The sequence below is a fragment of the Salegentibacter profundi genome (genome assembly GCF_054121475.1).
In genome coordinates, this window is sequence record NZ_JBSYGG010000010.1 from 46,024 (window position 1) to 69,748 (window position 23,725).

Genomic DNA, 23,725 nt, shown 5'->3' on the forward strand with positions numbered 1-23,725 from the left:
GCTCCTACATTTGGACGATCCAATCAGCAGGATTCATTTTCTGGGTATTCCTGTATATCAGAAAGTGCAATGTTGTTTTACCGGTGCTCCGGCTGGTTGCTACTTCGCCTAATTCCTGACCGGTGCTAATTACATCACCACGTTTTACGAATACTTTTGAGAGGTTATTATATATTGTTAAGTAATCACCGTGACGTAGCATCACAGCCTTATTTGCTCCTTTTACGGCTTGAACCTCACTTACAGTACCATTAAAAACTGCCCGTGCCTTACCACTATTGTCAGTGTCTATCCGAACTCCATTACTATTAATTGTTGTGGATTTTACCACCGGGTGAGGTTGAGTACCGAACTTCATACTTACTACTCCGGTACGGACAGGCCATGGTAATTTTCCTTTATTTTTTACGAAATCAGCGGCCAGAGCTTTTGCGGCAGGGGTTAGTTTATAGGTATCCCTGGAGTCTGATCCACTCTCCTTATTGTCCTTAGCAATTGAGGCCCGAATCATTTCCTCTATCTGTTGGTCTATTTCATTGATTTCCTGCTGCTTTTGTCTAATCTGTGAGGCGAACTGGCTTTCTTTACTTCTTATTGTTTTCATCAACTCGCGCTGAGCTTTACGATTCCTTTCAAGCTCTGCACGGGTTTCTCTGTTCTCAGCTATAAGCCTATCCTTTTCTTTTTTCTGACTAACCAAATCTTTATTCAATTGCTGAAGTTCAGCAGTTCGTGTCTGAATCTCATCACCTTGTTTTTTACGGTAGGCGGTGTATTGCTTCATGTACTGAAGCCTTTTGTATGCCTGAAGAAAATTCTCTGAAGACAATAAAAACATTATCCTGCTGTTGGAGGATTTACTCTTATATGATTTTTCAATCATACGAGCATAATCTTCCTTGAGAGCTTCAAGTTCCTTCCGTAAGCGACCTATTTTACTGGTGTTGGAATTGATCTCCCTGTTAAGAAGATTCGCCTGCTGATTGGTTACTCTGATTAAATTTTCCGTACTTTTTATCTGTTGATCTAAGTCCTGAACCTCGCTTAAAACAGAGCGTTCCTTTTGCTTGTTACTGCTTCTTAATTCATTGATTCGTCTAATTTCTATTCGCAATTCTTGACGACGCTTTTCGAGTTCTTCACGTGAGGTTTGAGAAATCATCGGTTGCACAGACACAATTATGAATCCGATTATCAAAAATGAATATGTAAACTTCTTTAGCTTCATTTGACATCTATTTCTTCATACCCTGAAGGAATTTCAAAAGGAAAATTCACATCCACATTTAGTTCCAGAGCGCGATAAGTTAGTTCAATATGAGTACTCTTGGCCCCCTCGTTGGCAATAATCCGTATATCACGGGGAAATAGGTTTCCTGAAATTTCCTGGTAACCAGAATAGGTAACCGTTACGCTACGATTTGCTTCTTCCTGAGCGAGCTGTTGCGCTTCGGCCTTGTAATTACCTGTATTTAACAAAAACATTTTTTTTATTAGATCTTCCTTCACTGGCATGAACTGATAGCCTCTAGGAGTTTGAGACAATTCGTATTCCTCTATCCGAAGATCATAAATAGATTGTCCTAGTAATAGGTTTTGGAGTTTTTCGAAGTCCAGAGGTGTCCCAAGGAGATCGCTAAGTAAACTGAAATCTCCTTCAAAATATGTTTTACCAATTTTTTCATAGTAACTTACACTTGTGGGAGTAATGTATGCCTTAGCCATTGGAAAACCTAAAATGGTCGCGCTCATCCAAATTGATTTATCCTTCTCCATTCTAAAATTAAGGTTTACAGACTGGGTTTTTTCCTCAGTTTGATAGACTGTGCGAAGCCTTGCGCTAAGAGTCCTAAATTCAGGTTCATTCTCATAATGTTTAGCAATAATCCCTGCAGCCTCAGTGTTCTTGGTAGCTATCCCCTTTTTAACACGTCCACTTCCACAGGAGGTTATAAAAACACTAACTATTACCAATACCAAAATCCTTCTAATCATTTATTCCAATTCTTTTAATAATTCTTCTGCCCTTTGTCTATACCGCACGGCTTCCTCCTTTTTACCCATATTGTCATATGCTATGGCGAGCTGGGTATAAAAGTCAATCTCAAGTCTTATATTTTCAATGAGATAATCAAGTCCAAATGTAAGTATTTCCTCTGCTTCTTTGTATTGCTCCAGGTTATTTAGTGCAACTCCATGCAGAAGAAAAAATACCGGCTGAGCAGGGAAAATTTCCAGGGCGTCCAGGCTAAGATTTCGGGCTTTATTATTTTGACCTAATTCTATTTGTAACAACAATGTATGCTTTATGAGTTCATATTTATCAGGTTCCTGCTCAATCCCCTTTTCAAAAAACCTTAACGCCTGTTCTTTCTTATCTTTTTTCAAATAAAAGTTCCCCAGTTGCTCATAAAGTTGTGGCGTATCTTCCCATTGGGTTAGATTTTGGCTTACCTCCAGCAATTCCTCATCATAACCGGGATTTTCATTAACAAATAAAAGAAAATCATTTAGAACTTTAAATTTTGACTCTGGGTCTATCTCTTCACTTTCAAAGACAATTTTCATAGAATTTATTGCCTCATCCGGTTTTTTACGGTCAAGATAAAATTTGTACAAGGCCAAGTGTACAAGTCGACTTCCTGGGTGGGCATCAAGTAATTCCAGAGCTGTTTGAAATGCCTCTTCCTCATCCCCCTGTTCACTGTAAATATAAATTAGATTAAGATAGTTTTGCTCGTTTTCAGGATCTTGTGCAATTCCTTTCTCAAGATCGCCAATCTGTGCTTCGGTGTTACCGGTTCTGGCATAAATCTGCCTTCTCATGACAGTTCTATACATATTGTTTCCTTCTTCCTCATCAAGTTTATCCAGAATCTGAAGTGCCTTCTCATATTGCTCATTGAGCATATAAAGATTGGCGAGATCCTCTTTATAATCAGAATTATATTCAATTAACTTTCGAACAATTACTATAGCTTGTTCAAAATTATCAATATTGCGATAAGTTTGATAAATTTCTATGAGAGTTTCTTCCCTGGGTTCAAGTTCCAAGGCTTTTTGATAATTCTCAAGGGCAAGTTCAAATTCTTCTAACTCTCGATAATTTTTACCTAATTCAAAATATACCACAGCACTATTAGGCTCTTTGACAAGGCAAGCTTCGAGAGCAATAATTGCTTTTTCGTAGTTCTCTATGCCTTTCTGTTTAAGAGCTTCAAAAAAATGTTCCTGAAATTCGTCGGTGACATTTCCAAGGTCATCTTCATTCACCTGGTCCACCAATTGCTCCTTTTCTTGACTTATCACTGACTGATGGCAGGATAAACACAGTAGAAATATATAGAGCATTTTTTTCATAACATTCTTTTGAAGCTGTAGCCCATTTGGGAAAGAATTATTCTAACACCGAATAATCTCCAATGCTAACCTGGGTAAACTCTCCATTAAATTTAGCATGATTTCCTATCATAGCATTATCCAGGTTTGCATTTTTTATTTCTGAAAAATTCTGAATAAGACTGTTTTTTATAGTTGAATTCTCAATTTTGGTGCCATCCCCTACTGAAACATTCGGGCCAATCTTAGCATTGAGTAATTCCACATTCTCTCCAATGAAGCAGGGTTCGGTAATTTCAGAATTTTTGATTTTAACAGACTTAGAGACCAGGTTCTTTCCTTCCTGATGAAGGAAATTAAGCATCCGGCCATTAGTTTCAACCGTTACGTTTTTATTTCCGCAGTCCATCCACTCATCTACCTGGCCGGGAACAAAACGAAGGCCATTGGCTCTCATCGCCTGAATTCCATCATTGATCTGATATTCTCCACCACGGGTTAGTTTTTTGTCCAGTACGCCCTGAAGTTCATTTTTAAGTATCGATACATCCTTGAAGTAATAGATTCCGATGACGGCAAGGTCAGAAACAAAATCCTGAGGTTTTTCGACAAGATCAACAATTTCATTATTCTGGTTGAGCTGAACAACGCCAAAGGCTTCAGGATTTTCAACCTTTTTCACCCAAATTACCCCATCGGCTTCTTTATCGAGGGTGAAATCTGCTTTAAAAAGCGTATCTGCATATGCTATTACTGCCGGACCTTCAAGAGATTCTTTAGCGCACATTATAGCGTGCCCTGTGCCCAGAGGTTGGTCCTGATAATAAATTGTTCCTTTCGCTCCTAAACTCTCGGCTATCGCTTTCAAATCGGTTTCTACTTTATCGCCAAAATCCTCGGCGATCACAAAAGCGATCTCGTCTATTTTTTCATCCAGCACCCCGGCAATATCTTCTACGAGGCGGTGTACTATTGGTTTTCCCGCAATGGGGATTAATGGTTTTGGTACTGTTAAAGTATGTGGGCGAAGGCGCGAACCGCGACCTGCCATTGGCACTATAATTTTCATAGGTGTAATTTGTGATTCTCCCAATTATAGAGAATCTTCTGTTAATATTAATTTTCCGCACAACCGGTGAAAACCGGCTAATTATAATTTTATTTATGGCCAGTGCTGCCAAATCCCCCGGCACCTCTGGTGGTTTCTTCAAGAACTTCTACTTCTTCCCAGGAGATATGTTCGTGCTTGGCAATAACCATCTGGGCAATTCTTTCGCCGTTTTCGATAGTGTAAGCCTCATTGGAAAGATTAACAAGAATCACCGCTATTTCTCCACGATAATCAGCATCTACTGTGCCTGGGGAGTTTAAAACTGTGATTCCTTTTTTAGCGGCGAGACCACTTCTTGGTCTAACCTGTGCCTCGTAACCCACCGGTAACTCCATAAAAAGTCCGGTTTTTACAATTGCACGCTCGAGAGGTTTAATAGTTATTGATTCCGATATATTTGCACGCAAATCCATACCCGCAGAAGCTTCAGTTCCGTAGTGAGGCAGGCTATGCGTCGATTTGTTGATAATTTTAACTTTCATTTATTTAATTTTAAAAGTTGATTTAAAGGCAAATGCCTGTTATTTTATTAGTTCTTGTAATTGTTTCCTTTCATTAAAAAATGCTACCAAAAGGAATCCCAAAACCAAGGCTGACCCGGCTATATAATTTTCCCTGAAAAAGGCAAAGGAAATTATGGAAAACCCGGTAGACAACAACAGGTAAAAAGCTATTTTTTTAACGTTATAAGGCACCGGATAGTATTTTCTTCCGAGGAAATAAGAAATGACAGCCATACTTGCATAGGCCGCAAGAGTAGCCCAGGCAGCCGCGATAAAACCAAGTACCGGAATGAGGATGATATTGAATAAAACAGTAATAATTGCTCCAAAAATAGAAATATACATCCCCATTCTCGTCTTGTCAGTAAGCTTATACCACACCGAAAGGTTATGATAGATTCCTAAAAACAGATTAGCAAGCAGTACGATAGGCACGATAGAAAGCGCTATCCAATAATCGCTGTTGCGGATTATGAGTTCCTTGAACATATCTATAAAAGCCACCAGGAATAGTAGAATAAAGCTTCCTGCAATCACAAAATAAGTAAGGATAAGGGAATAGGTCTTTTTTGCATTTTCAGCCTTAGCCTGATTGAAAAAGAAAGGTTCGGCGCCGAGCTTAAAAGCCTGCACGAAAATAGTCATAAACACGGCCAATTTGTAACATCCAGCATATGCTCCCATAACTTCATCAGAAATCATATCCTTAAGCAGCAGTTTATCCAAATTTTCATTGATTACAAATGCAAGTCCTGCAAACATAACCGGCCAACCGTAATGCCACATTTTCTTTAGCAAGGAAAAACTGAAATCTATCTTTGTCCTGAAGAAATACGGCAATAAAATCAAAAATGTAACTGCACTGGCAGCAAGGTTGGCAAGGAAAATATATCCAACCTTATCGGTATCGGAGTAATTATCAAGGATAATCTGAGGGGTGGACCCCGGAAATCTTTGAACCCACCATAGAAAATAAAAATTTAGCAACACCACAATCATGATATTGATAATTTTCACTCCGGCAAATTTAACCGGCTTATTAGAAGCACGTAGCCAGGCAAAAGGCACTACCACCAGGGTATCAAGTGCAAGGATTCCTAAAAGAATATTGAAGTAAAATGGCTCCAGATCCAGAAGGCCAAAAATATAATCTCTAAAAAGAAAGACCAGGATAAAAAAGAAAAGCGTTGTCGCAGAAAGTGTGATGAAAGCCGTAGAAAATACTTTCCCCTTTTCTTTAGAATGGCTAAAAAACCTAAAAAAAGCGGTCTCCATTCCATAGGTTAGGATCACATTAAAAAACGCCGCCCAAACATAAAAAGTGGTGTTTATGGCATAGTTCCCGGTACTAAGGGCAGCAGTGTGCAGTGGCACCAGGATAAAGTTCATTAACCTGGGAAGCACCGTGGCAAAACCGTAAATTATAGTGTCCTGAAAAAAGCGTTTTAAAGTACTCAACCGGGGACCTGTTTTGTCGTCAAGATATTAATTTCTTTCCTCTATTCCGGTTAACTTATAGTATTTTGTCTTATCGGTTTGTTTGAAAACAAGGATAGCTTCATCTTCTTTAATTTCAAACGGACTTTCTTCGGGAGCTTGTGGAGCTTTATTGCCATATTCTTCTTTAGGATCTTCGTGCATGATCTTATCTACTTTTCCCAAAGCGAAGGAAGCTACATAAAGATTAGGTTTATCTGCATCTAACTGGAGGGGGGAATGCATCCCGCGAAAATAAACACTTTCCAACTGCACCCTGTTTTCCTGAATAACAGCTACAGGAATGTAGAGATCTAAGCCATCTTCGGTTTCAGAATAATAAACCTCATTGAACTGAGCCGGGGCCCTTTCCTGAAGTTCTTTATTACTGCCGCAGCTGCTTAAAACACTTAAAAGCACTATACTGAATAGAAAAAAGGGAGCTTTCATAATCAAGGATTTTGTGATTTTAAAGTTACAAAAACAAAAGATATACCAAATAAATAAACCCTGCCGTTAGACAGGGTTTATTAACGGAAAGAAATTCCGCTTATTTTATATAATTAGCCATTTAGGGCTTCGGCTCCACCAACGATCTCAAGAATTTCATTGGTAATAGAAGCCTGTCGGGCTTTGTTGTAAGATAATTTAAGATCATCTCTAAGCTCTGTAGCATTCTCTGTCGCTTTATGCATGGCTGTCATCCGTGCACCGTGTTCTGAAGCGAAGGAATCTCTAAGGGCTTTAAAAAATTGCATCTTCAATGACTTCGGAATAAGATCTTTTACGATTTCCAGTTTTGAAGGTTCAAAAATATAATCCAGTTGCTTGTTCTCTTCCGAATCGAATTGCTCGATAGGCAAAAACTGTTCATGCTGAACAATTTGAGTCGCAGCATTTTTAAACTGGTTATACATTAAAACTATCTTATCATACTTCTCATCAAGGAAAAGTTGCATTAGTTCTTCAGCAATGACTGAGGCATTTTCAAAGCTTAGATCATCAAAGACCTCATTGTTATTCTTAAAAATAGTATAATCCTTCTTAAGAATATCATTCGCCTTTTTTCCTATGGTGTAAACATCCACATTTTTAGCCTTGTAATCATTTTTAGCTTTGTATTTAACAGCTTTAATTACATTGGTGTTAAACGCACCTGCCAAACCTTTATTAGATGATACGGCAACAATCAAAACATTATTGACCTCACGCTCTTCGGCATATTTACTACTTGCATCATCATCCAAGGTGGCACTTAAATCCTGTAGCAATTGTGTTAACTTCTGAGAATAAGGACGCATTTGGGTAATAGCATCCTGAGCCCTACTCAACTTTGCAGCAGAAACCATCTTCATGGCACTGGTAATCTGCATGGTTGATGAAACCGAAGTAATCCTGCTACGTAAATCTTTTAAGTTTGCCATAATTGATTTTAATGTCATTCCCTCACTACCGGGAATCTTTTAAAAATTCTGAGATTCCCGTTTGACCGGGAATGACAAGATCGCTTAATTTTTATACTTCTCTGAAATTTCCTTAGCTACCTGCGTAAGGGTATCCGTAATCTCATCAGTTAATTTACCCGCTTTAAGTCCATCGAGAACCTCCCGGTACTTAGTATCAAGAAATTCAAGATAATCTTTTTCAAACTCCTTAACTTTTTCCACCGGTACATCTCTTAAAAGGTTTTTAGAACCGGCAAAAATAATTGCAATCTGATTTTCAACAGGATAAGGATCGTTTTGGCCTTGTTTAAGGATTTCCACGTTTCGCTTACCTTTTTGAATTACTCTCAAAGTGGCAGGATCAAGGTCGGAGCCAAACTTAGCAAAAGCTTCTAGTTCACGGAACTGGGCCTGGTCAAGCTTAAGGGTACCAGCTACTTTCTTCATCGATTTAATCTGAGCTGAACCACCTACACGGGATACGGAAATACCTACATCAATCGCCGGACGAACCCCGGAGTTGAAAAGGTCCGAAGTAAGGAAGATTTGACCATCCGTAATTGAGATTACATTGGTTGGAATATAAGCGGAGACATCTCCTGCCTGAGTTTCAATAATTGGAAGCGCTGTTAGGGATCCTCCACCTTTCACCCTGTCTTTTAGAGGGTCAGGTAGATCATTCATATCCTTGGCAATTTCATCATCATTAATCACTTTAGCTGAACGTTCCAGCAATCTAGAGTGAAGGAAGAATACATCTCCAGGATACGCTTCACGGCCCGGTGGGCGACGAAGCAAAAGAGAAACTTCACGATAAGCTACTGCTTGCTTAGAAAGATCATCATACACAATTAAAGCAGGACGACCAGTATCGCGAAAGTATTCACCAATTGCTGCACCTGCAAAAGGAGCATAAACCTGCATAGGTGCAGGATCTGAAGCGTTTGCAGCCACAATTGTCGTATAAGCAAGTGCGCCTCTATCTTCAAGGACCTTGGCTATACCCGCAACGGTAGAGGCTTTCTGCCCAATAGCCACATATATACAGTAAACCGGTTCTCCGGCATCATAAAATTCTTTTTGATTCAGAATGGTATCAATACAAACCGTAGTTTTACCGGTTTGACGGTCACCAATTACTAGTTCCCGTTGTCCCCTACCAACTGGAACCATCGCATCAATAGATTTAATCCCGGTTTGAAGCGGTTCATTTACCGGTTGACGAAAGATTACTCCAGGAGCCTTACGTTCTAATGGCATTTCAAGAGTTTCCCCTTCAATTGCACCTTTTCCATCTATTGGATTTCCTAAGGTATCAACAACACGGCCAACAATGCCTTCTCCAACTTTAATAGAAGCAATTCGCTGGGTTCTTTTTACTACGGAACCTTCCTTGATTTCTTTAGATGGTCCCAAAAGTACAACTCCAACATTGTCTTCCTCCAGGTTAAGCACCATTCCTTCAAGGCCGCTTTCAAATTGAACCAGTTCTCCGTATTGAGCATTGGCCAAACCGTAAACGTTAGCAATACCGTCACCTACAGTAAGCACGGTTCCTACTTCGTCTAAACTGGCTTCTGACTCAAAACCTGATAATTGCTGCTTTAATATTGCTGATACTTCAGCAGGATTTACTTCTGCCATAATTATTTAGGATAAAATGTCACATTTAAATGTGACGGTTTTAATTAAATTTTGAAACGTATGTGTTGTTTTTTAATTCTCTTCTAAGCTTATTAAGATTGCTGGCCACACTGGCATCATATTGCAAATCGCCAACCCTTAATACGAAACCACCAATCATATCTTCATCAACGACATTTTTGATGCTGGCTTCATTTCCTGTTAGTTCTTTAATTTTATTCTGAACCTTATCTTCAAGTTCCTTTGTTAAAGGAACAGCGCTCGTAATTATTGCCTGCTGAGTATTATTCAACGAATAATACATGGCAATATACTGTCTGGCCACAATATCCAAAAGGTTAATTCGGCCATTCTCAACAAGTATATCAAAGCTACTCATGCTAATACTATGAGCGTCTTTGAAAATCTCCCGAAGGGCACTCTTTTTAATGCCGGAATTAATTACCGGACTACCAAGCATACTCTTTAAGTCTCTACTGTTAGCAATAGTTTGCGAAATACTTTGCATATCCGCAAACACCGCATCGGTGGCATTTTTTTCTATTGCCAGACCGATAATTGCCTTAGCGTAACGTTGTGCTGCCCTGGTTCCTTTCATTTTACATTAGTTTAAAGTAGAAACATCACCAAGCATCTTATCGATCATTTGATGCTGTTTTTCATCATTTGAAAGCTCTTTACGAATAACTTTCTCCGCGATTTCAATTGAAAGTGCGGCAACATGATTTTTCAATTCTGTCATGGCGGCCTGCTTTTCCAATTTTATGTTCTCCTGGGCCTGCGCTACTATCCTCTCGGCTTTCTTCTGAGCATCTTCTGTAGCCTCAGCAATAAGCTTCTCTTTAATTTCCCTTGCTTCTTTAAGAATAGCATCCCTGTCGGCGCGGGCTTCTTTTAATAGCTGTTCATTATCAGCCTTAAGATTTTGCATTTCTTTACGCGCTTCTTCGGCCGAAGCAAGTGCATCGTTTATTGATTGTTCCCGGTTATTTACAGCACCAAGAATTGGTCTCCAGGCGAACTTGGCCATAAGGAAAATAAGCACCAAAAAAACAATGGTTTGCCAGAAAAATAATCCGAATTCAGGAGTTATTAAATCCATAATCTATATAGTAAAAAAGTTTAAAACATCATTTATTAAAAACCACTTCGCAACCAACCGTTGCGAAGGGTTTTTTAAGGTTTGATTATCTAAGTACACCAAGTAAAGCGGCAACTACCCCGAAAAGGGCAACACCTTCCACAAGTGCAGCGGCGATAATCATAGCTGTTTGGATCTTTCCAGAAGCTTCTGGTTGACGGGCAATAGCATCCATGGCTGAACCACCGATTTTACCTACACCAATAGCCGCTCCAACTACTGCTAATCCAGCTCCTAGAGCTGCAAGACCTACATACAATAATTCCATAATAGATAAATTAAAAATTAAAATTAATGATGTTCATGTTCCGCAACCGCCATTCCGATAAACAGGGCAGACAGCATTGTAAAAATAAACGCTTGAAGGAATGCTACCAGCAATTCCAGTATTGTGATGAAAAGTGCAAACGGCACCGAAATTCCGGCTACCCCGGCACTTTCCAATATAAATATCAATCCTAGTAAACTAAGTATAATAATGTGACCCGCTGTAATATTAGCAAAGAGACGAATCATAAGCGCGATGGGTTTTATAAATACTCCTAGAACCTCAACCACCGCTAAAATAGGTTTTACAAAGGTAGGAATCCCAGGCATCCAGAATACGTGTTTCCAGTAATCTTTATTCCCGTTCATAATGATTAAGGCAAGTGTAAACAAGCCCAATGAAACCGTCACTGCGATGTTTCCTGTTACGTTAGCTGCCCCAGGCAATAGACCCAATAAATTAGTAATCCAGATAAAGAAAAACACGGTAAGCAAAAAGGGCATAAATTTCATAAATTTCTTTTCCCCAATCTGTGGCTTAGCGATCTCATCTCTAACAAACAAAACAAGGGTTTCAAGAACATTGTTAAAACCTTTAGGTGCATGTTTGTTCTTTTTATGAAAGCTGGCCAGTCCGAAAAAGAACCAAATCATAAGAATAACAGTTAAAAACATAGCAGCTACGTTTTTAGTAATAGAAAGGTCCAATGGTGTCTGGGCATTTAAGGGATGGTGTTCATCGTCGAATTCAAGGCTTTGAGCACCTTCCTCTAACTGATAAATTTTCTCATGGTAATTCACGAATTGTTTTCCATCTTTTTCAACGATGTATTCCCCTTCAGTATCATGATGAAATTCGCTAGACATAAAAGTAACTAAACCGTCTTCAGTCCAAAGAATAACAGGTAATGGAAGAGTAAAAGAATTATCACCTTCACCAAAAAAATGCCAACCATGGGAATCTCCAATATGATGCAGGATCATATCTGTTGGATTGAATTTTTCCTCCGTTTCATTGTCAACCGAATCGGCCGAGGCAAAAGCTAAAAAAGGAAGTAAGGCGAAGGCTAGTGTTAACGTCACTATAATCTTAAAAGATTTATGTGCTATCATAGTACCTGTTCTGCTTAAAAATTATGGGCTCTAAATTTCGCTGCAAAGGTATACTTTTAATTTTTATCTGAAAGCTTGGAATATAAAATTTTAAAGCCGGAAACCCATTTTAAGGATTTCATTGAGAGACAACCACTTATTTTAAATTAATTAATTTAACAACAGACATAGTCTCAAAAACCAGAAATAGAAAATAGGGTATGAAAAAAGCCATGATATTAAAGAAAACAGAGGGATTATCACTTAAAATCAGCGGAAGAAGAAAGACCACAGCTGCCAGCATCTTCAAGAGGCTAAGCGCCATAAAGGCAAAGCCGGTCTTATCCTGAAAATTTTGGTGAATCCAAACCAAAACCATGTAAATGATTAATGTAGCTGAAAAATGAAAAAGATAGATTGACCAGATCGGGTTAAACAACTTGCTTTCAAAAACGAATTTCAATAATACATATTGAATCAAAAATAGCACAATGCTAAACGGAATAAAAACTTTTAAAAATCCTATAAATTTATTCATCATCATATTAATCCTCATCGCTAAGGTCCTTTAGACCTCTAAAGACCTGGTAAAGTGCCACAAAAACTCCTAGCAGAGCAAACGAAATCGTAAAGGCAGAATACTTATTCGGAAATTTCTCATCAAGCCAAATTCCTAAGAAAACACCGGCAGCGATTATTATGCCCATTTGAAATGCAATATTCACATAGGCAAGGTACTTATTAGGCTGATTTTTTTTCATCTTTCTGCTTAAGCGATTTCACATCGCCATTCATGTGGCAGGTAGCATTAAAAGTTGCTCCTGGTTCGATGGCCAGTTTTCCTGCGCTTACATCCCCTTCAATGATTGCCGAAGTTCGAAGACTCAAAGTTCCTGTTACCTGCAGGTTTCCATCAATTTTACCCTCAATATCAGCATGTTGACATTCCAGTTTACCTCTCAAAAGGCCACCTTCACTAATTACCACCTTACCTGCGGTTATAAGATTACCTTCTAAGGTGCCTTCAATCCTGAATCCTCCTTTTCCACTTATGTCTCCGGTTATAGTTGTACCTGCAGCAATTCTATTTTGCTCTTTAGTATTTTCGGGTTTGGACTTGGATTTTTTTTGATCTGAAAACATAAGTAGGGTTTTAATTGTTGGAGGGTGAGTAAAGATCTATGTTTTTATGAATTTGTGCAATTCTATAATTTTCAGTGGATATAGCAATGGATTTGTAATTAATTTTAAATTCATCATTTCGAAGTAATTCTTCGAACCCCAAAGCTCTCTCTTTATTATCCAATCCATGAACTACCACAAATATCGTATCTGGATCATAGATGTCTACAGAAACTTCAAGGCTATAACCGAGCTTTTCAATGGCATCCTCAATTTGCTTTTTTAATGCAATTGACTCTTCTTTTTCAGAAGTTTTTAAGGTATAAACTAATTTAAAGTCAGTCTGTAGACTATCCTGTTTGAATTCCTTTCCAGGAAGCTTAGGAATTGTTTTAGTTATTATTTCCCGCGCTTTCTTACCCTCTGGATTTTGTGGATATTTCAAAGCAACATGCTGAAGCGCATCTTTATATGCCTCAAGACCAAGCAATCTTGCGGTGGTCATAGCCTTTAACAACTCGAATTTTGCAAGGATTTCTTCTCCCGAAAATTCATTGATATACTGGTTTGTTTTAAGGAGTACCTGATTATATTTCCCATCTTCAAAATCCCTGTAGGTTTTTGAATACAACGCTTCAGGAGAATTTTCATCTTCAGTGATGGCCTGGGGGTTTAAAATATAGTTAGCAAAGCGGGACCCTCGATAATTACTAAGAATATCCTGCTTAATTTCTTCCTGGTCCCTACTACGACCTAGGATTCCATATATTTCATATAGATTATATTTAGCGGGAAGAATTAGGTCCTTTTTTGTACTGTATTTAAGCAGTGCTTCCAGGTTCTCAGCAGCTCTTTCATATTGCTCGAATTTTTCTTTATAAATTATTCCCAGTTGATAAAGGGCTATATTTCGTTCACTGGTCAGGCTATCCAGTATTTGTGGGTCTACTGGAATCATATCTATGTAAGTATTGGGGTCAAAACGCGGATCATCCTCCATATTTACTTCAGCGTTTTCTCCTTCCACAGTAGTATCGCTCTCTTCAAAACCTAATTCCGCCCATCTCCAATTATCTACCAAAGATCTCCCCCCCCAGATCTCTTTAAAGGTCTGAAATCCTTTTTGCATTCTATTTTCGTTATAAAAATAGAAAGTCCGGGAACCTCCTGGAGATGGTAATGCATCGGGCTCCGGAAATGTAGTTTGTGGAAGATTCTCTACAAAGCTCCCTTCAAGCCTACCAGCATCCGCTTTTTTCCTTAAATTATCTATATGGGCCGTGAAATATTTAAGCTGTTCATCAGGAGGAAGACTACTCAGCCTTAAAATACTGTCATTTCTTGCCAGACTTTCTTCATATAAAATAACATCCTCCAGATTCTCTCGTTTCTTTTTTATCGTCCGATATTCCCTAAGTTGAGGAGACATCACAGCCAGGGTACTATCATAATATTTACTAGCTTCTTTAAACTTAGCATCCTCAAAATTCCTGTCAGCCAGTATCTCATAGTTAACGGATTTCAGGAATTTATCGCTAATTGGAGCTCGTAAGGATTTTTTATAATATTCAACCGCCAGGGGAATGGAATCGATGTTTCGGTAATATTCACCAATCTGAAAATAAATTTTATCCAGGTATGGTCGGTTTTCCCGGTCTTCCTCCAATTTGGCAAGAAGTTCCCTTAATTGATAATTATCGCCCTGATTGTAATCGAAATTCCGTGCTTTTTCAACGTAGGCATTAATCACATACACTCTGGGGGTCTTTCGGTTTAATTCTATAACCTGGTCGAAAGCATTATTAGCCTGATCATGAGAATCAATTCGGTTATATAATTGTCCCAAAATAAAATAATACCTCCCTTTGGCCTCGTTGATATCTGTAATTTCAGCGGCTTTTTCAAGAGGTGCTACAGCGCTATCAAGCATTTGAAGATTTATAAAAGCCTGGGCTAAAGTAGCGTTGGCGTCTGCATAATTCTGATTTTCCAGATTTTCCTGCTTCAGGATATTTTTCAGGTTTTTAATCGCAAGTCGGTTATTATCCAGTCTCATATTTGTTTTCTCACGCCAAATCTGAGCTGGATTTATATTATTACTTGCGGGATATTTGTGTAGAATATAATTGAAGGCATCAAGGGCTGGAATAAATCGTTGATCATAGTATCTTGCCTTTCCTAATAAAAGATAAGCTTCATCTATCTGGGGATTTCGCTCCTTCCCTCCAATAAGCATTGAATGTTTCTGAATAGCTTTTACCGCCTTCTCTTCAGCCCTACCAAAATTTTGATTTCTAATACTATCCGGTAGCAGAATCTGTTCATCAATTTGCATTCGTTCTATTGGAAGTATATCCCAGTAATTATCCTGGTAACTTTCAATGAGTTCCTCCCGGCCTTGATCAAGAGCGAGATTACCATTATAAAGCGTGTTATATTCGGAGGTAATGGCGTGATAGTTCCGGTTGAGAAATTTGTCTTTCTTTCGCGAACAGCCAAGCATACTGCCCACAAGGATAAGAAAGATAAAAAATTTAGAAAAAGTATTCAAAATCAACCGGTTCTAGGTAATATGATTAACTCAACTGCCGCTGTTTTTAGTATGTAAAAATACGCTTCTTTTTACAAACAAAAACCAGTTTTCAAATATTCTCGGGATGCTCCAGCATAGGTCCCCCAGAAAAATAATCTTCTAGCTCCTTCAATGTTGCTTCTGAAGTACGAATGTCTTTCACCACTTCTCCTTTATCCAGCACTACTATACGTTCACAAACTTCGGTAACATGATTCAAATCATGACTAGAGATAAGAAAAGTAGTTTCATTAGTTGCAGCTCTTTCTTTGATGATCTTTTTTAACCGAATTTGAGTAGTTGGATCCAGATTGGCAAAAGGTTCATCTAAAATCACTACGCGCGGATCACCTATAAGTGATGCCACAAGGCCTACTTTTTTCTGGTTTCCTTTTGAAAGATCACGCAAGTATTTTCTACGTCCCAGAATCTCACCATTAAAAAAATCTTCAAATTCATGCAGAAGCATATCAACATCGGCTTTATTTCGATTCCTCAACTCTCCCACGAAATAGAAGTATTCTTCTGGAGTGAGATATCCAATAAGAAAGCTTTCATCAATAAATGAAGCGGTAAAGCTTTTCCACTCTTGGTTTTGACTTACAGTAATTTCATGATTGAAAATATTACCAGTAGTCGGCTCAATAAGATCCAGCAACAAGCTAAAGAATGTTGTTTTTCCTGCTCCATTATTCCCTACAAGTCCAAAATTTTGGCCGTCAGGGATATCCAGATGTTCAATATTAAGAACTGTATTTCCATTATAAACTTTCGTGAGGTTCGTTGCGGTAATCATAAACTCTTTGTTTTATTCTCCTGTTTCCTTAAATCCATTAATCATAGCATATTTTCTTTCCTTATAACGTTTGGCTATACCATTAAGTAGTATAGACCTTAAAAGCAAGCCAATGATCCCAAGGACGGTTAAAATTGCCAGGGCTGATTTCATTCCTAAAAATTTAGCTGTGCTCCAATACACCAATACAGGTAAGATCATAAGGGGCAGACTTACCAGCCATTGCGTGGCTCCGGTTCCCTGATAATTCATAAAGGGACTTTTATCCAGATCTATTCTTCTTTTGTTAAAGGATCCTGAATACAATAAGATGGGAACGTTCACTCCTATATTATAAACTACACATACCATATTTATCATTAGAATTTCCCAGCCAAAGTAAATATAAGGGGTAGACAGAATGCCCAGAACTACCACGCTAAAACTCAAAAGCCCAGCCTTAGAGCTAAGATATTGTTTGATCGGGATGTTCTGAGACATTATCATGGGATAATAAGAGGCATCCCAGGCAGGCACAAACTGTCCGAAATTGATCATGAAAATACCTGTTATAAAAATTCCGACAAAAACATAAAACCACGGCATATCCTGATAAATATCGTTAGGATAAAAGAAAAGTCCATAACCCAGTAACAATATAGACATATAGATAGTGGTTTTAGGCCTTTTATTTCTCCAGATTAATTTCAGATCTAATTGCAAAAATGGAGCAATACTTCCAAACTTTCGCGTCCAGTCAAAATCACGGGTATCTTTACCGGTCTCCCTTCTCTTTAGACCACCATCAAGGAAAAATTTACTTTCCAGGTTATATTGGTTCCATTTAAAAAGCGAGATAAGAAAGACAACAGGTACCACAGCTAAATAGGGGTGAATCAAAACAGCATTCAATAATTTACCAAAATATAAGCTTATTTCAAAGACCTGAAAATATTCTAAGCCTGTTAAAACTACAATGAATAAAACCACTGGAACAAGTGCCTTCAAATTATCAGTAAAGCGTTTTTTAATGATAAAATTCCCGTAATTCACACACAGACTCATTCCTATCATGGCTATCATCCACCCAGAAACTGAAAATAAGGAATATTCATTTTTATAGATATTAAATATCCCAAAAGGGACAATAATAAGTAATGGCAGAAAATTATAGAAAGAATATAAGTTCTTTATAAGCACAAAGTTTACCACTTTACGCTTGGGCAGAGGCAGTAACATAAGTGGTTTAATATCCATCACAGGAAGAGTTTGAAGCATAAACCTCAATCCAAATTCGAATATCAACCATGGCAAAACAAATCTATTAACCAAATGAATCGGATCATCTTCAGGAAACATCTCCTGTAACAGTGGGTATAAGCTCAATCCTAAAAATAAGAAAACAGCAGAAAAATAAAGAGCCAGGAAAATCATCAAAATTCTAAGTCCCAGACTTTTCCCTAAACTTGCTGATCTGAAAAAAGACTTCCACTCCAGAGAGAGAAAACGAGTAAACATAATTGCTTATTTCCAATGTAAGTAATGAAAAATAGTCTTTTGTTACACTATAAAATAGCACATACTTTGTATTTTTGCACTCAAAATTATTTTTTGAATGCAAAAGTTTCATAAATTAAAGATTAAAGAAGTAATAAGGGAGACTCCACAAGCGGTGAGTTTATCCTTTATAATTCCTGAAGATCTAAAAGACGAATTCACGTTTAAGGCTGGGCAGTATATCACCATAAAAACGCAGGTGGATGGTGAAGAGATACGCAGAGCTTATTCCCTGTGTTCAGCACCGGGAAGCGGCGAATTTAAAGTTACCGTGAAGGAGGTTGAAGGAGGAAAATTCTCTGTAATTGCCAATAATAAGCTTCAAGCTGGAGATGAATTAGAAGTTCATCCTCCGGAAGGAAAATTTATCCTGGAACCTGGAGACGAACCTAAAAATTATGCAGCTTTTGCCGCTGGAAGTGGGATTACTCCGGTCCTTTCCATTTTAAAAACTGTATTAGCTGAAGAACCCAGAAGCCGATTTATTCTTACATACGGAAATAAGTCTCCGGAAGAAACAATATTCTTCAAGGAATTATTGGAATTACAGGCTAAATTCCCAAATAGGCTTTTTATCGAATTCGTATACAGCCGTACCCGTGAAGAAAAATCCCATTTTGGCCGTATTGAGACCAGTACGGTGAATTATGTGGTCAAGAATAAATTTAAAGATCACCCTTTTGCAGGCTATTACTTATGTGGCCCTGAGGAGATGATTGATCAGGTAAAAAAGGTTCTTAAAGAAAATGGTGTGTCTGAGGAAAATATTCATTTTGAACTTTTCACCACAGAAGAGACTGGGAGTATTGAAACCAATGTAGATGGACAGACCGAACTTACTGTGTTGGTCGATGATGAAGAAACCACCTTCAGCATGGCTTCTAAGGACACTGTCCTGGATGCTGCGTTAGCGAACGACCTTGATGTGCCCTATTCCTGCCAGGGAGGAATCTGTAGTTCCTGTATCGCAAGGATTAGAGAAGGAAAAGCAGAAATGCGCAAAAACCAAATTCTTACCGATGAGGAAATTGCCGAAGGGCTTATCCTTACTTGCCAGGCCCAACCTTTGACGCCCAAACTTAAGGTTGACTATGACGATGTATGATCGCAAAGAAAGAAGTTAAAGTAAGAAGGTAGCAATTGCTACCTTTTTACTTTAAAAAAGCAGCTCATTTATTTTTTCCAGAATCTGTTCAGGAGAAATTTCCCGGATAGCATCCTCATATCCATCTGGGTATTTTTGTCCGTAAATTGAAGTGGGTATATAAGGATATTTTTCACGACTGGGCAACAAACTATTGCTTTCTGGCTGTTTAAAAGGCCGGAAGCCGGCAAAGGGATGAGTAACCCCCCAAATACTTATTACAGATATGCCGAACATGGCTGCTAAATGTCCATTACCACTATCCATAGAGATCATGCCATCCAAATTAGAGATCAGGGCAAGCTCTTCTTCAAAACTTAACCTTCCGGCTACACTCATAGTATTTTTAAATCGCTTTTCCCAGGTTTCGAGTTGTGTTTTTTCAATTTCTCCACCTCCAAAAAGTAAGATCTTTATTTTTGGATTTTGAGAAAGTTGTTTTAAAACTTCCTCCATGAGATCGAAAGGGTAGGCCTTTGAACTATGTTGTGCGAAAGGAGCAATTCCCAACCATTTAATGGGCTCAGCGCCAACGATTTTTTTAATATTTTCTGAAAGTGGCTTTTTTATTGGAAATTGGTGTGAATCTAAGTCTATGGGGTAACCCAAATTGGAAAATACATCCGCATATCGCTGATGAGTGGATTTTAAGGGTTTAAATATCTTGTTTTTCTCCCGGGTTAGGGCTTTTTTTTCCTTACGCCCTTTATCTATCTGCTCCACTGGAATCCCAAAAAGAAAAAACACTGATTTCAACACATTGCTCCTTAAAACATTATGAAGATCTGCCACTACATCAATACCTTCATCCCGCAAATCTTTCGCCAGGCGGGAAAGCCCCAGAACTCCTTGGTGCACTCCACTCACATCAGCCTCATAAACCGAAACATTCGGTATATCCTGGAACATCGGTTTAAAAAAACTACGGGTCAGCATTGTGACCTTTAAGTCAGGATAAGTTGCAGTTAAAATTCGTAAAATTGGGACTACCATCGCGACATCCCCCATAGCAGAAAGTCTTATTACCAAAATATGGGTCTTTTTTACCTGAGGTATTGAAGCTGTCGTAGTTGTTTTCATTCTGTATTTAATTCCGGTTTGGATTTCCGGAGTGCTAAGCTCCAATTCCCCAGGGCCTACAAATAGGAAAAATGGTATCCGAGCTATTTAGATGAGGATTATTTCCCTCGCAATACGGGGTTAAGTTCATCATCATTATACATTTTCATCTGTTTGTATACTTTCATATATTTATCACCATTGGCAATATCTTCCAAGAGCTGATTGATAGCTGTAGAAAGATCTACTCTTTGGTCCAGTAAAACCTTTAATTTCGCATCGCATTTTAAACGGTGCTCTTTCGAGGCCTCCGCTCGATTAGCTTCCTCATTCATATGATAAATTTTCAAGGCGAGAATTGATAGACGATCAATAGCCCAGGCGGGGCTTTCAGAATTGATTGTAGCATTCTCCTTAGGCTTAACATCTTTAAACTTCTCAAGAAAATAACTGTCTATATATTCGACTGTATCGGTGCGATCCTGGTTTGAAGCATCAATCTGGCGTTTAAGTTTAAGGGCGTCTACGGGGTCTATGTTCCTATCTCTTATAATATCCTCATAATGCCATTGAACAGTGTCGATCCAGCATTTACGATACAGTAAGTGCTCGATCAGTTCATCGGTACTGTCATACGGGTTTGAAAAAGCCTGGTCCACAGTATCTTTTTCGTGATATTTCTCTATTACTTCCTGAAATATTTTGTTCGCTTTATCTGAAAACATAAATCTGCTATTTTCTTTATTGTTCGAGTAAGTAGTTGAACTTTTATTTGGTAGTTCTTTTTTCTACAGGCAAAGGTACCATAATTTGAAATAGTTATAAAGCATAAGCTATACCGCAGTATGGACTTCCAGATTTTTAGCTTAACAGCGGTACAATCAGTGGCATAAGAATGAGAATACCCAGTAAGATCTCTTTAAATGTTTTGTCTTTTTTTCGTTCAAACCAGGTGGAGGCAATAATACTCATGGGAACAAAAAGAAAAATAAGTTCACTTCCATCTTTTGTAGGTGAAAAAATGGCTATAGCAATTGAAGCTATGAGACTAAACAATACCAGGTTAAAGGAGGGACGTTGGCTAATACTGGCTTTTTGTATAAGTTTAAAATAATTCCCCAAGGTCCAAATTAATACTGCAAGGACAAAACTTAAAGGGATTAATAAACTAAGCTCACGATAATTGGTGAAATTAAAATTAATCGGTTCATACCAACGTGTAAATCCATAAACACTTTCATAGATAACTAAATGATAAGTTAGATTGAGAAGGTATACGGCCATGAAGGCAACCAAGGGAATTAACCAGTTCTTAAACTTAGGTAAATAAAAAAGAATTCCTGCAAAGACAACTAATAAATAAAAAATCGACCAGAAATAAAAAATCGAAGCAATAACAATCCAAAAGGTCGCATCAAAGACTTTTTTCTGCATGATTTTTTTCGAACGCAAACTTAGGATACGCCTAAAAGCAAATAATACACATAAATTAGCAAAAATAACCTGGGTGTTATTGAGCAGTTCTATAAAAGAGGTGGTGAAAACTGCAAAAAATAATATTTTATAGGCACTCCGCCGTGTGAGTTCATTTTTCTTGGCAATAAAATTAAGTACATATACACTTAGGAGAAAGGCTAGTAAAACGGCTAGTTTTTCGAAAAACCCGGCTAAGTCGAAAGAATGAATGCGCTCCCTGAAATTGGCGATCACGAAAAGCAACGTCATAAAAAGCGCTACTAAAATTCCGTTAAGTGGTTTTGATTTGCCAAAAAAGCTTGTTAGCATTCCTGTTTTTTATATTTTTGTACTCTAAACTATAACAAAGTTATCATTTGAGGGCCTTTTAGGCCAGAGTTATCAATTGGCCATGCTTTATAAACAGCTAAGCGCCATAAAAATTATTTAAATGAAAGATTTTTTTGAAGGAATCGCATGGCTTTTTGAAGAGGTGTTGTTTATTCCGTTAGACGCGCTTCGTGAATTGGAATTAAACTCCTGGTGGGCAGCCAACGCCGTTAATTTTATTTTTATCCTTATTGGATTTGCTGCTTTTTTCTATTGGATGAAACAGCTGAAAAAATTCAATGATAACAACGAAGAAAACCGGGATCCTTCAGCTCATTCATTTTTAGGTTAAGTCAAAACCTAGATCTTTTCTAAAATACATCCTATCAAAATGTAGTTTTTCTGCATTTTGATAGGATTTTTTTAGGGCCTCTTTATAATCTTTCCCAAAGGAGGTTATTGCTATAACTCTACCTCCACTGGTTACAATTTTCCCTCCTTCTTCTTTGGTTCCGGCATGAAAAACAATGCTTCCCTGAACTTCATCAAATCCGGTAATCTCTTTCCCTTTTTCATAAGCTTCAGGATAACCACCAGATACCAACATTACCGTAGTAGCAGCCTGTTCTTCTATTTCGAGCTCTGCCTGGTCAAGCTTTACCATAGAGACCTTATCCATTAATTCTACAATGTCAGATTTAATTCTAGGCAGGACAACTTCAGTTTCAGGATCACCCATACGCACATTGTATTCTATCACAAAGGGTTCCTCTCCCACTTTGATCAACCCTATAAATATAAAACCTTTATAATCTATATCCTCACTCTGTAGGCCCTTAACTGTAGGTTCTACAATACGCTTTTCAATCTTATTCATCAATTCCTCATCGACAAAAGGCACAGGGGATATTGCTCCCATTCCGCCGGTATTAAGTCCACTATCTCCTTCCCCAATTCGTTTGTAATCCTTGGCGGTGGGTAGAATTTTGTAATTTTTTCCATCAGTAAGTACAAAAACACTGAGCTCGATTCCATCCAGAAATTCTTCAATTACCACTTTAGCACTCGCTTCGCCAAATTTCTTATCAGAAAGCATACTTTCAAGCTCAGCCTTTGCCTCACCCAGATTATCGAGGATCAAAACCCCTTTCCCTGCAGCGAGACCATCTGCCTTAAGAACATATGGTGGTTTTAGACTTTCCAGGAATTTCTTGCCAGCCTCCAAACTTTCAACCGTAAAACTTTCATAGGCTGCAGTAGGGATTCCATGCATTGCCATAAACTCCTTTGCACGTTCTTTACTGCCCTCTAAAAGAGCGCCGCGTTTGGAAGGTCCAATTACCTTGACCGACTTTAATTCTGGATCTTCCGCAAAGAAATCTGTAATACCTTGAACAAGAGGGTCTTCAGGACCAACAATAAGCATTTCAATTTTCTGGTCCACCACAAAATCCTTTATTCTTTCAAAATCGTTAAGCTTTAAATCAACATTTTCTGCAAGGTGAGCGGTTCCCGCATTTCCAGGTGCTACAAAGAGTTTAGAGCATTTTTTACTTTGGGCCACTTTCCAGGCAAAAGTATGTTCACGGCCTCCTGAGCCAAGTATTAAAATTTTCATTTTGAAAGTCTTTTAAATGTTGTCCCAAAAATAATTGTTTGTAAATTGAAGCACCAATTTATTTCGAATAAAAAC

24 protein-coding genes are annotated in these 23,725 nt (G+C 38.2%); 2 read left to right on the top strand and 22 right to left on the bottom strand.

The window, feature by feature from the left end:
* Positions 1-4 precede the first annotated feature (4 nt).
* The 18 genes from ACW6NC_RS12430 to ACW6NC_RS12515 all read right to left on the bottom strand — a co-directional run bounded on the left by ACW6NC_RS12430 (position 5) and on the right by ACW6NC_RS12515 (position 18,005).
* The gene (locus tag ACW6NC_RS12430; protein WP_457866467.1) at positions 5-1,228 is read right to left on the bottom strand and encodes a murein hydrolase activator EnvC family protein; all 1,224 of its coding nucleotides are present in this window, start codon (positions 1,226-1,228) and stop codon (positions 5-7) included.
* Positions 1,225-1,995, bottom strand: coding sequence for a DUF4292 domain-containing protein (locus ACW6NC_RS12435; protein ID WP_457866469.1), 771 nt, complete (start codon positions 1,993-1,995; stop codon positions 1,225-1,227). The genes ACW6NC_RS12430 and ACW6NC_RS12435 overlap by 4 nt, the downstream gene beginning before the upstream one ends.
* On the bottom strand, positions 1,996-3,360 hold the full coding sequence (locus ACW6NC_RS12440) for a tetratricopeptide repeat protein (RefSeq protein WP_457866471.1): 1,365 nt from the start codon (positions 3,358-3,360) through the stop codon (positions 1,996-1,998). It abuts the gene before it with no gap.
* A 37-nt stretch (positions 3,361-3,397) separates the two neighbouring features.
* Complete coding sequence (locus tag ACW6NC_RS12445; RefSeq protein ID WP_457866472.1) at positions 3,398-4,408, bottom strand: sugar phosphate nucleotidyltransferase; 1,011 nt, start codon at positions 4,406-4,408, stop codon at positions 3,398-3,400.
* 89 nt (positions 4,409-4,497) lie between these two features.
* The gene (gene dut, locus ACW6NC_RS12450; protein WP_457866473.1) at positions 4,498-4,932 is read right to left on the bottom strand and encodes a dUTP diphosphatase; all 435 of its coding nucleotides are present in this window, start codon (positions 4,930-4,932) and stop codon (positions 4,498-4,500) included.
* A 39-nt stretch (positions 4,933-4,971) separates the two neighbouring features.
* A complete protein-coding gene (locus tag ACW6NC_RS12455) occupies positions 4,972-6,411 on the bottom strand; it encodes a lipopolysaccharide biosynthesis protein (RefSeq protein WP_457866475.1) in 1,440 nt (479 codons plus the stop codon).
* Positions 6,412-6,438: 27 nt separating this feature from the next.
* On the bottom strand, positions 6,439-6,879 hold the full coding sequence (locus ACW6NC_RS12460; protein ID WP_457866476.1) for a hypothetical protein: 441 nt from the start codon (positions 6,877-6,879) through the stop codon (positions 6,439-6,441).
* A 113-nt stretch (positions 6,880-6,992) separates the two neighbouring features.
* Positions 6,993-7,853 (bottom strand): ATP synthase F1 subunit gamma, encoded by an 861-nt coding sequence (atpG, locus tag ACW6NC_RS12465; RefSeq protein ID WP_457866477.1) that lies wholly within the window; start codon positions 7,851-7,853, stop codon positions 6,993-6,995.
* An 84-nt stretch (positions 7,854-7,937) separates the two neighbouring features.
* Entirely contained in the window at positions 7,938-9,518 is a 1,581-nt protein-coding gene (atpA, locus tag ACW6NC_RS12470) for a F0F1 ATP synthase subunit alpha (RefSeq protein WP_457866479.1), read from the bottom strand.
* A 40-nt stretch (positions 9,519-9,558) separates the two neighbouring features.
* Entirely contained in the window at positions 9,559-10,116 is a 558-nt protein-coding gene (gene atpH / locus ACW6NC_RS12475) for an ATP synthase F1 subunit delta (RefSeq protein WP_457866481.1), read from the bottom strand.
* Positions 10,117-10,122: 6 nt separating this feature from the next.
* Positions 10,123-10,620: a F0F1 ATP synthase subunit B gene (locus ACW6NC_RS12480; protein ID WP_457866482.1), complete on the bottom strand. Its 498-nt coding sequence runs from the start codon at positions 10,618-10,620 to the stop codon at positions 10,123-10,125.
* Positions 10,621-10,705: 85 nt separating this feature from the next.
* Positions 10,706-10,927, bottom strand: a complete 222-nt coding sequence (gene atpE / locus ACW6NC_RS12485; RefSeq protein ID WP_072553516.1) for an ATP synthase F0 subunit C — start codon at positions 10,925-10,927, stop codon at positions 10,706-10,708.
* Positions 10,928-10,950: 23 nt separating this feature from the next.
* Positions 10,951-12,039 carry a F0F1 ATP synthase subunit A gene (atpB, locus tag ACW6NC_RS12490; protein WP_457866484.1) on the bottom strand — a complete coding sequence of 363 codons (1,089 nt, stop codon included), beginning with the start codon at positions 12,037-12,039 and terminating at the stop codon, positions 10,951-10,953.
* A gap of 524 nt (positions 12,040-12,563) precedes the next feature.
* A complete protein-coding gene (locus ACW6NC_RS12495; protein ID WP_457866486.1) occupies positions 12,564-12,779 on the bottom strand; it encodes an AtpZ/AtpI family protein in 216 nt (71 codons plus the stop codon).
* Positions 12,760-13,161: a bactofilin family protein gene (locus ACW6NC_RS12500; protein ID WP_457866487.1), complete on the bottom strand. Its 402-nt coding sequence runs from the start codon at positions 13,159-13,161 to the stop codon at positions 12,760-12,762. Before ACW6NC_RS12500 ends, ACW6NC_RS12495 begins: the two co-directional genes overlap by 20 nt.
* A gap of 10 nt (positions 13,162-13,171) precedes the next feature.
* Positions 13,172-15,691: a type IX secretion system periplasmic lipoprotein PorW/SprE gene (porW, locus tag ACW6NC_RS12505; protein WP_457866489.1), complete on the bottom strand. Its 2,520-nt coding sequence runs from the start codon at positions 15,689-15,691 to the stop codon at positions 13,172-13,174.
* 91 nt (positions 15,692-15,782) lie between these two features.
* Positions 15,783-16,508 carry an ABC transporter ATP-binding protein gene (locus tag ACW6NC_RS12510; RefSeq protein WP_457866490.1) on the bottom strand — a complete coding sequence of 242 codons (726 nt, stop codon included), beginning with the start codon at positions 16,506-16,508 and terminating at the stop codon, positions 15,783-15,785.
* Between the two features lie 12 nt (positions 16,509-16,520).
* Positions 16,521-18,005, bottom strand: a complete 1,485-nt coding sequence (locus tag ACW6NC_RS12515; RefSeq protein WP_457866492.1) for a DUF5687 family protein — start codon at positions 18,003-18,005, stop codon at positions 16,521-16,523.
* A 97-nt stretch (positions 18,006-18,102) separates the two neighbouring features.
* Between ACW6NC_RS12515 and ACW6NC_RS12520 the strand changes: the two genes are divergently transcribed.
* Entirely contained in the window at positions 18,103-19,149 is a 1,047-nt protein-coding gene (locus ACW6NC_RS12520; RefSeq protein WP_457866494.1) for a 2Fe-2S iron-sulfur cluster-binding protein, read from the top strand.
* 51 nt (positions 19,150-19,200) lie between these two features.
* Here the strand turns inward: ACW6NC_RS12520 and ACW6NC_RS12525 are convergent, their stop codons facing one another.
* The 3 genes from ACW6NC_RS12525 to ACW6NC_RS12535 all read right to left on the bottom strand — a co-directional run bounded on the left by ACW6NC_RS12525 (position 19,201) and on the right by ACW6NC_RS12535 (position 22,032).
* Entirely contained in the window at positions 19,201-20,268 is a 1,068-nt protein-coding gene (locus ACW6NC_RS12525; RefSeq protein WP_457866496.1) for a glycosyltransferase family 9 protein, read from the bottom strand.
* A gap of 98 nt (positions 20,269-20,366) precedes the next feature.
* Positions 20,367-20,972 carry a DUF4254 domain-containing protein gene (locus tag ACW6NC_RS12530; RefSeq protein ID WP_457866497.1) on the bottom strand — a complete coding sequence of 202 codons (606 nt, stop codon included), beginning with the start codon at positions 20,970-20,972 and terminating at the stop codon, positions 20,367-20,369.
* Between the two features lie 136 nt (positions 20,973-21,108).
* The gene (locus tag ACW6NC_RS12535) at positions 21,109-22,032 is read right to left on the bottom strand and encodes a DUF6427 family protein (protein WP_457866499.1); all 924 of its coding nucleotides are present in this window, start codon (positions 22,030-22,032) and stop codon (positions 21,109-21,111) included.
* Between the two features lie 121 nt (positions 22,033-22,153).
* Here ACW6NC_RS12535 and ACW6NC_RS12540 point away from each other — a divergent pair, with 121 nt between their 5' ends.
* Positions 22,154-22,384, top strand: a complete 231-nt coding sequence (locus ACW6NC_RS12540) for a DUF6341 family protein (protein WP_457866501.1) — start codon at positions 22,154-22,156, stop codon at positions 22,382-22,384.
* Here ACW6NC_RS12540 and purD read toward each other — a convergent pair.
* Positions 22,376-23,650 (bottom strand): phosphoribosylamine--glycine ligase, encoded by a 1,275-nt coding sequence (purD, locus tag ACW6NC_RS12545; RefSeq protein ID WP_457866502.1) that lies wholly within the window; start codon positions 23,648-23,650, stop codon positions 22,376-22,378. The genes ACW6NC_RS12540 and purD overlap by 9 nt on opposite strands.
* Between the last annotated feature and the right edge of the window lie 75 nt (positions 23,651-23,725).

What these genes read in the sequence shown, in the direction of transcription:
- atpA (WP_457866479.1), bottom strand. Translation starts at nt 9,518, where the DNA reads ATGGCAGAAGTAAATCCTGCTGAAGTATCAGCAATATTAAAGCAGCAA.
- atpH (WP_457866481.1), bottom strand. Translation starts at nt 10,116, where the DNA reads ATGAAAGGAACCAGGGCAGCACAACGTTACGCTAAGGCAATTATCGGT.
- ACW6NC_RS12525 (WP_457866496.1), bottom strand. Translation starts at nt 20,268, where the DNA reads ATGAAAACAACTACGACAGCTTCAATACCTCAGGTAAAAAAGACCCAT.
- ACW6NC_RS12530 (WP_457866497.1), bottom strand. Translation starts at nt 20,972, where the DNA reads ATGTTTTCAGATAAAGCGAACAAAATATTTCAGGAAGTAATAGAGAAA.
- atpB (WP_457866484.1), bottom strand. Translation starts at nt 12,039, where the DNA reads ATGATAGCACATAAATCTTTTAAGATTATAGTGACGTTAACACTAGCC.
- ACW6NC_RS12495 (WP_457866486.1), bottom strand. Translation starts at nt 12,779, where the DNA reads ATGAAAAAAAATCAGCCTAATAAGTACCTTGCCTATGTGAATATTGCA.
- ACW6NC_RS12435 (WP_457866469.1), bottom strand. Translation starts at nt 1,995, where the DNA reads ATGATTAGAAGGATTTTGGTATTGGTAATAGTTAGTGTTTTTATAACC.
- ACW6NC_RS12460 (WP_457866476.1), bottom strand. Translation starts at nt 6,879, where the DNA reads ATGAAAGCTCCCTTTTTTCTATTCAGTATAGTGCTTTTAAGTGTTTTA.
- ACW6NC_RS12430 (WP_457866467.1), bottom strand. Translation starts at nt 1,228, where the DNA reads ATGAAGCTAAAGAAGTTTACATATTCATTTTTGATAATCGGATTCATA.
- ACW6NC_RS12480 (WP_457866482.1), bottom strand. Translation starts at nt 10,620, where the DNA reads ATGGATTTAATAACTCCTGAATTCGGATTATTTTTCTGGCAAACCATT.
- atpE (WP_072553516.1), bottom strand. Translation starts at nt 10,927, where the DNA reads ATGGAATTATTGTATGTAGGTCTTGCAGCTCTAGGAGCTGGATTAGCA.
- ACW6NC_RS12445 (WP_457866472.1), bottom strand. Translation starts at nt 4,408, where the DNA reads ATGAAAATTATAGTGCCAATGGCAGGTCGCGGTTCGCGCCTTCGCCCA.
- purD (WP_457866502.1), bottom strand. Translation starts at nt 23,650, where the DNA reads ATGAAAATTTTAATACTTGGCTCAGGAGGCCGTGAACATACTTTTGCC.
- ACW6NC_RS12535 (WP_457866499.1), bottom strand. Translation starts at nt 22,032, where the DNA reads ATGCTAACAAGCTTTTTTGGCAAATCAAAACCACTTAACGGAATTTTA.
- ACW6NC_RS12515 (WP_457866492.1), bottom strand. Translation starts at nt 18,005, where the DNA reads ATGTTTACTCGTTTTCTCTCTCTGGAGTGGAAGTCTTTTTTCAGATCA.
- ACW6NC_RS12510 (WP_457866490.1), bottom strand. Translation starts at nt 16,508, where the DNA reads ATGATTACCGCAACGAACCTCACGAAAGTTTATAATGGAAATACAGTT.
- atpG (WP_457866477.1), bottom strand. Translation starts at nt 7,853, where the DNA reads ATGGCAAACTTAAAAGATTTACGTAGCAGGATTACTTCGGTTTCATCA.
- ACW6NC_RS12520 (WP_457866494.1), top strand. Translation starts at nt 18,103, where the DNA reads ATGCAAAAGTTTCATAAATTAAAGATTAAAGAAGTAATAAGGGAGACT.
- dut (WP_457866473.1), bottom strand. Translation starts at nt 4,932, where the DNA reads ATGAAAGTTAAAATTATCAACAAATCGACGCATAGCCTGCCTCACTAC.
- ACW6NC_RS12540 (WP_457866501.1), top strand. Translation starts at nt 22,154, where the DNA reads ATGAAAGATTTTTTTGAAGGAATCGCATGGCTTTTTGAAGAGGTGTTG.
- ACW6NC_RS12440 (WP_457866471.1), bottom strand. Translation starts at nt 3,360, where the DNA reads ATGAAAAAAATGCTCTATATATTTCTACTGTGTTTATCCTGCCATCAG.
- ACW6NC_RS12500 (WP_457866487.1), bottom strand. Translation starts at nt 13,161, where the DNA reads ATGTTTTCAGATCAAAAAAAATCCAAGTCCAAACCCGAAAATACTAAA.